The 6,882-nt window shown below is 59.8% G+C and carries 7 protein-coding genes; 6 read left to right on the top strand and 1 reads right to left on the bottom strand.

What is annotated here, in order from left to right; all coding sequences use genetic code 11:
* The coding region (locus AAC035_RS16615; RefSeq protein WP_339806112.1) for an ABC transporter transmembrane domain-containing protein at window positions 1-1,052 on the bottom strand (1,052 nt) is incomplete at its 3' end.
* A gap of 80 nt (window positions 1,053-1,132) precedes the next feature.
* Here AAC035_RS16615 and AAC035_RS16610 point away from each other — a divergent pair.
* The 6 genes from AAC035_RS16610 (at window position 1,133) to AAC035_RS16585 (ending at window position 6,826) form a co-directional block, all read left to right on the top strand.
* The gene (locus AAC035_RS16610) at window positions 1,133-2,965 is read left to right on the top strand and encodes an ABC transporter transmembrane domain-containing protein (RefSeq protein WP_339806111.1); all 1,833 of its coding nucleotides are present in this window, start codon (window positions 1,133-1,135) and stop codon (window positions 2,963-2,965) included.
* A 65-nt stretch (window positions 2,966-3,030) separates the two neighbouring features.
* Window positions 3,031-3,408 (top strand): oxalurate catabolism protein HpxZ, encoded by a 378-nt coding sequence (gene hpxZ / locus AAC035_RS16605; protein WP_339806110.1) that lies wholly within the window; start codon window positions 3,031-3,033, stop codon window positions 3,406-3,408.
* A gap of 270 nt (window positions 3,409-3,678) precedes the next feature.
* On the top strand, window positions 3,679-4,164 hold the full coding sequence (locus AAC035_RS16600; RefSeq protein WP_339806109.1) for a hypothetical protein: 486 nt from the start codon (window positions 3,679-3,681) through the stop codon (window positions 4,162-4,164).
* A 4-nt stretch (window positions 4,165-4,168) separates the two neighbouring features.
* Window positions 4,169-5,161 (top strand): ABC transporter substrate-binding protein, encoded by a 993-nt coding sequence (locus tag AAC035_RS16595; protein WP_339806107.1) that lies wholly within the window; start codon window positions 4,169-4,171, stop codon window positions 5,159-5,161.
* Window positions 5,162-5,165: 4 nt separating this feature from the next.
* Complete coding sequence (locus AAC035_RS16590) at window positions 5,166-6,053, top strand: ABC transporter ATP-binding protein (RefSeq protein WP_339806105.1); 888 nt, start codon at window positions 5,166-5,168, stop codon at window positions 6,051-6,053.
* Entirely contained in the window at window positions 6,050-6,826 is a 777-nt protein-coding gene (locus AAC035_RS16585) for an ABC transporter permease (protein ID WP_339806103.1), read from the top strand. The genes AAC035_RS16590 and AAC035_RS16585 overlap by 4 nt, the downstream gene beginning before the upstream one ends.
* Window positions 6,827-6,882: the final 56 nt, after the last annotated feature.

The following is a 6,882-nucleotide window of genomic DNA, read 5'->3' as shown; positions in this document are numbered from 1 at the left end:
GTCTTCAGCGCGGTGGCGTCGGGTGCGTCCGATACCAGTGGCTTCTCTCCCAGCAAGCTGAACAGCCGCTCCACATTGACCAAAGCCTGACGGATTTCCCGGTACACAAAACCCAGAGCGTTGAGAGGAATGAAGAGCTGGATCAGGTAGGCATTGATCATGATGAAATCACCCAGACTGATGTCGCCGGCCGCCACCTCCTGCACCGCCATAGCCATGATCACGATCAGGGCTACACCGATAATAAACGCCTGGCCGGTGTTCAAAGCCGACAGTGACAGCCGGTTTTTGAGCCGGGCCTGCTCCCATCGTTCCAGGTCTTCATCGTACAGGCTGGCTTCATACTCCTCATTATTGAAGTATTTGACGGTCTCATAGTTCAGCAGGCTGTCGACGGCCCGGGAATTGGACTCATTGTCCCGGGCGTTGGCTTCCCGCACAAACCGGGTACGCCACTCGGTAACCTTGATGGAAAACACCACATAGACCACCACCGCCACCAGAATGGCAACCACATAGCCCGGATTGAAGACCACCAACAGGATGCCGGCTACCAGCAGGATTTCCAGCAGGGTGGGGATGATATTGAACAGGGTGAAGCGCAGCAGAAAACTGATGCCATTGGTGCCCCGCTCGATGTCCCGGGCCAGGCCACCGGTCTTGCGGTCCAGGTGAAAACTCAGCTCCAGCTGATGCAGGTGCCGGAACACCCGCAGCGATACCCGCCGCATGGCCCGCTCCGCCACCCGGGCGAACACTGCATCCCGCAGCTCACTGAACAGGGTGCTGGCAAACCGCAGCAGGCCGTAGGCCACCACCAGCAGTAGCGGAATCCACAATAACAGCTCGCCACCGCGGTTCTGCTCCAGGTAGTCCACGATGTATTTGAGGGCCACCGGGGTGGCCACCGTTGCCAGCTTGGCGATCACCAGGCTCACCACCGCCAGCACCACCCGGCCCCGGAACTCGGAGAGATAGGGCCATAACCCCGAAATGATCCGCCAGTCCGGCTTGTGGCTTGCGGGGTAGTCGTTATCGGCGTAGGCGCGCAAAGGGGCGGTTTCCTTTCAGGTGGGGTGAATCAATCTTCCAGTTTAGTCCGTAGAATACAGACTTACCCTGCCAAACGGCCATGCCCCTGTCGGGCGCAGGCTGCAGCAACCAGCGTTTATCCACAAGGAGCCGCACCATCGCCAGCAAACACCAGCGAGCCCTGACTCTGGCTCGCCAGTTTATCCGCCCCTATCACAGGGCCGTTGCCGGTGCCCTGGTGGCGCTGGTGTTTACCGCCGGCGTGACCCTGTCGCTGGGGCAGGGTCTGCGTATTCTGGTGGATCAGGGCCTGGCAACCCAGTCGCCACAGATGCTGGCCCAGGCTTTGGGGCTGTTTTTCGTGCTGGTGCTGGGCCTGGCCTTTGGCTCCTTCGCCCGCTTCTATCTGGTGTCCTGGATTGGTGAGCGGGTTGTGGCGGATATCCGCAAGCAGGTATTCAACCATCTGCTGGATCTGCACCCGGGTTTTTACGAGCAGAATCGAAGCCTGGAGATCCAGTCCCGTTTTACCGCTGACACCACCGTGCTGCAGTCAGTGATCGGCTCTACCGTGTCCATTGCCCTGCGCAACGCGCTGATGCTGATTGGCGGCGTCATTCTGTTGTTCGTCACCAACCCCAAGCTGGCGGGCATTATCATCCTCGGCTTTCCGCTGGTGATCGTGCCGATTCTGTTTTTCGGCCGCAGGGTGCGGAACCTGTCGCGACTGAGTCAGGACCGGGTGGCGGATGTGGGCAGCTATGTGGGGGAGAACCTTACCCAGATCAAGACCGTGCAGGCCTTCAACCACCAGCCCCATGACCGGGAACGGTTTGCCGGAGTGGTGGAAAATGCCTTTGCCATTGCCCGCACCCGGATCCGCCAGCGGGCCTGGCTGACCACCCTGGCCATCAGCCTGGTGATGGGCGCCATTGGCGTGGTTATCTGGGTGGGCGGGCTGGATGTGATCCACGGCCACACCAGTCCCGGCGAACTGGCCGCCTTTGTGTTCTATGCCCTGCTGGTGGGTGTGGCCGCCGGGGCCATCAGTGAAGTGATTGGTGAGCTTCAGCGGGCCGCCGGGGCCGCCTCCCGCATTGTGGAACTGCTCAATACCCCCAGCGACATTGAACCGGAGCCAACGGTCTCACAGACCCTGCCACAACCAGTGCAGGGCAGCCTGGAGTTCCGCAATGTCGGCTTCCGTTATCCGACCCGTCCGGATGTGCCGGTAATTCGTGATCTGTCACTGATCGTGAAAGCCGGAGAAACCCTGGCACTGGTGGGTCCCTCCGGCGCCGGCAAGTCCACCCTGTTCGATCTGCTATTGCGCTTTTACGATCCCGACCAGGGCCAGATCCTGATTGACGGTCACGACAGCCGCCAGCTGACCCCGGCAGACCTGCGCCGCTGCTTTGCCCTGGTGCCCCAGAACCCGGCCCTGTTTCACGGCACCATTGCCGACAACATCCGCTACGCCCGCCCCGATGCCAACGACGCCGATGTCATGGCCGCCGCCCGCATAGCCCACGCCCACGAATTCATACAGGCCTTGCCGGAGGGCTACGACACCAACCTGGGCGATACCGGCCTGGGTCTGTCCGGCGGTCAGAAGCAGCGTCTCGCCATCGCCCGGGCCTTGCTGGCCGATGCCCCGGTGTTATTACTGGACGAAGCCACCAGTGCCCTGGATGCGGAAAGCGAGCACCTGATCCAGCAGGCGCTGCCGCAACTGATGGCAGACCGCACCACCCTGGTTATCGCCCATCGCCTCGCCACCGTGCAACACGCCCACCGGATTCTGGTGCTGGACCATGGGGTGATACAGGACATCGGTACTCATGACGAACTGGTACAGCGCAATCCGCTCTATCAACGCCTGGCGAAGCTGCAGTTCCGGGAATCAGACCAACCCGTTAACGCACCCAACTGAATGACTCATGGCTCGAAACTTGCTGAACTCCTGCCCAGACACCCCATCTCCCAAAGGAGTTTTGCATGGAAACTGATCTGCCCGACGTCGTCGCGGAAGTCACTGCCGTGTTCGAGCAGTATGAAAAAGCCCTGATCGAGAACGATGTAGAGGTGCTCGATGGCCTGTTCTGGAACGACCCCAGGGTCGTGCGCTATGGCGCCGGCGAAAATCTCTACGGCTACGACCAGATTGCCGAGTTCCGCAAGTCCCGACCCTCAAAAGGGCTGGACCGCACGCTTCAGAACACCGTAATCACCGCCCATGGTCACGATCTTGCTACCGTCTGGACCGAGTTCGTGCGTCCGGGTGTTGACCGCATCGGCCGTCAGAGCCAGGTCTGGGCAAGGCGCCCGGAAGGCTGGCGGGTGGTGGCAGCGCATGTTTCGTTTATGAGCGCCTGAGCAGGCGCCTCTGACCCAACCTTACCGAAAACCCGGGTCTTTGCCCGGGCCGCACGTACGCTCTGGTTTCTCTCAGCCCCACAAATTTACGCCCTGTTTTAGGACAGCTTCGCCCGAACACTGTGCAATCGCCCTCCGATTCGTCGCTCAAAACCTGACCACCTGAACTCTGCAACACTCATCTAATTGTAATTATTATATTTTTACTTGTTGGCCTTATTTATGCTTATTGTATGCAATCCAGGAAAAGTACGACTGAACCGAGGACTCATGCAAATAACCGGATTGTTTCATATCGCCATCAAGACCCGCCAGCTGGCCACCACTGTGGGCTTCTATGTGCAGGTAATTGGCCTGCACACGGTTGAGCGCCCGGACTTCGGCTATCCCGGTGCCTGGCTGGCCACCCCGGATGGCGTTGCCATCATTCATATCTACGCTGGCGGCCCTGCGCTGGGGCCCGACGGCCACGTTCCCTGCGGCACCGCGGCCATCGATCATGTATCGCTTTCAGCCACGGGTTACCACGAGTTCCGTGAACGCTTTGCCAATGCCGGTCTCGACTGGCGTGAATTCATCGTACCGGGCACCAGCCTGTGGCAGCTGTTTGTCTATGACCCCAGCGGGGTTCAGCTGGAGCTGACCTTCGATGGCCGTGTGGAGAACGGCCCGCAACCTGACATGAGTGACCACCGCGTCTACCGCGCTGGTGACAGCTTTTTCAATCCAGACCTTTACCGTCATCTCGGGAGTTAGTCCAATGCTGAAATCCAACCGCCTGCTGCGTTCTGCAGTTCTTTGCCTGGGCCTGATGTCCGCCGGGTTTGCCTCCGCCGCAGATGTTGTCCGCGTCGGTGCTTTTCCGGTGTCCTCGGCACTACCCTATTACGTGGCACGGGATCGTGGCTACTTCGAGGAGCAGGGTATCGAGACCGTTGAAACCCGCCTGATGGGCGGCCCGGCCCTGCTCAGTGCCCTCATTTCAGGGCAGATCGACGCCGCTGCCAACCTGGTCACCCTCGAGGGTATGAATGGCAACCTGCTGAAACCCGGTGTAGCCACCTATATCGCCATCAACGGACAGAACGTGGAATATCCCATGGAGCAGTATGTGGCCAGCGCGAAACTGGGCATAAGCGCCCTGGAAGATCTGAACAACGTGGAAAAACGACCGCTGCGGGTCATGTCCGCGCCCGGCCCTGCCAACATGGCGGTAGCCCGCGCCGGTCTCGACTCCATAGGCCTGGTGGAAGGCAAGGATTACATCCTCAACGAGCTGGCCATGAACCTGCACGTGGAAGCCATGCTGGCCGGCACCTTTGATCTGGGCATGACCCTCGAGCCTAACGCCACCGTGATGCAGACCCGGGGCGATCTGGTCGCCATCGAGGCCGGCATCATTGCCACCCGCGTGATCAAGCGCGAAGGCGCCCAGGCCTGGGCGGCCGGTGGCGCTCTGAGCAAGGACTTCATCGAGAGCAAGCCTGATGTGGCCCGCCGCTATGCGCTGGCCTGGAGCAAGGCTGTCGACGACATCACCAATGACCCCAGCGCACGCGAGTCCCTGAAAGGTAACACCTTTACTCCGGAAGACCTCGCCGCCAGCGTACCGCTGCCCAAGTTTGTCATGGTGGGCAACCTGGACGACCAGGACCTGGCTGACTTCCAGACTTTCCTGGACTGGGGCACCGAAAAGGGCCTGCTCAAAGAAACCGTCGGTGCCTCAAGCTACCTTGTGGACCTGGAGAACTGATGCCATGGCACTGAAGCTGGCCAAACCCTCGCCGCCCTCAGCGTCCTCGACGTCTCCGAACGAGATGGCACCCGGGGCCATTAACCACAAGGGCAAGAATCCGGAGCTGGAAGAACGACTGCGCTGGTTTCCGCCCAACACCCACATCACCATTCGTGGCCTGAACAAGGCGTTTGGCGATACCACCATTTACAACAACTTTGATCTGGATATTCCGAAAGGCCGGATCACCTCCATCTTTGGCCCCAATGGTTGTGGGAAAAGCACGCTGATCAACATGATTTCAGGACTGATCCCCTACGATGGCGGCGAGATCCTGTTCGATGGCAAGTCCCTCAGCGAGACCCACATCGGCTACGTCTTCCAGAACTATCGGGAGGCGTTGTTTCCCTGGATGCGGTCCATTGACAACATTCACTACCCCCTCAAGCTCATGGGGATTCCGGCGGACGAACGCAAGCGGCGGGTGAATGCCCTGATCGAAAGCTTCGATGTGCCCATCGACTTCAACAGCTACCCCTACCAGCTCTCTGGTGGCCAGATGCAGACCATATGCATCATGCGGGCGTTGGTGGTAGAGCCGGAAGTGCTGTTCCTGGACGAGCCGTTCTCTGCACTGGACTACGAAATGACCCTACTGATGCGGGACCGGCTGCAGAAAATTTTCCAGGAGCGCGGCACCACCATGGTGATGGTCTCCCACAACCTGGAGGATGCAGTCTGGCTGGCGGATCACATTCTGCTGCTGACCCGGAAACCGACCCAGATCGCAGACTTTGTGTCGTTTGATGCTGATCGTCCCCGCACCGCAACGACAGTTTCGGAACAGCAGTTCGTGGATGTTCAGAAACACTGTCTTGAAGTTTTCCTCAAGGAGGCCAGCGTCCGATGACAACCTTCACTGCGTTCGAACGCACAATCCAGTCCGCCAAGCCCCTGTGGGGCGTGATCGGTCTGCTGGCCGTGTGGTGGGTTGTCTGGAAAGTGGAGGTGGCGGACCCGGTCTTGCTGCCATCGCCCCAGGCCACCATGCTCAGCCTGTGGACCGGCATGACCGATGGCAGCCTTTGGCACGACTTTCTGGCTACCGTGCGGCTGACAACCGTTTCCTTCGGACTGGCGGCGGTGATCGCCATTCCACTGGGAATATTCCTGGGCTCCTCGGTACCCCTGTACCGCTCGGTGGAGTTTGTCATCGACTTTTTCCGCTCCACTCCTGCCTCCGCCCTGTTTCCGCTGTTCCTGGTGCTGTTCGGTACCGGTGATCTGTCGAAAATACTGGTGACCGCCTTCGGTGCGGCGCTGGTGATTCTGTTCAATGTCGCCTACGGCGTGATGAACGCTCGCCAGACCCGGCTGCTGGCCGCCCAGGTGATGGGCGCCAACAAGCTGCAGACCTTGCGGGATGTGATGTTCTGGGAATCGCTGCCACAAACCTTTATTGGCTTGCGCAATGGCATATCCCTGGCACTGGTGATCGTGATTGTAGCGGAGATGTTTATCGGCTCCACCGAAGGTCTCGGCCATCGTCTGGTGGAAGCCCAGATGCTGTTCCGCATGCCGGAGATGTACGCCGCCATTTTTGCTGCCGGGGCCCTTGGTTATGGCCTGAACTGGGGTTCGGTCATGATCGAAAGACGCGTTGTTCACTGGGGAGGCAAATGATGTCCCGGAATTCTTCACCATTAAATATTGTTATCAGCGGGGCCGGCGTGGCCGGT

Source organism: uncultured Marinobacter sp., assembly GCF_963974375.1.
GTDB lineage: Bacteria > Pseudomonadota > Gammaproteobacteria > Pseudomonadales > Oleiphilaceae > Marinobacter.
This window is presented reverse-complemented; position numbering and strand designations above follow the sequence as displayed.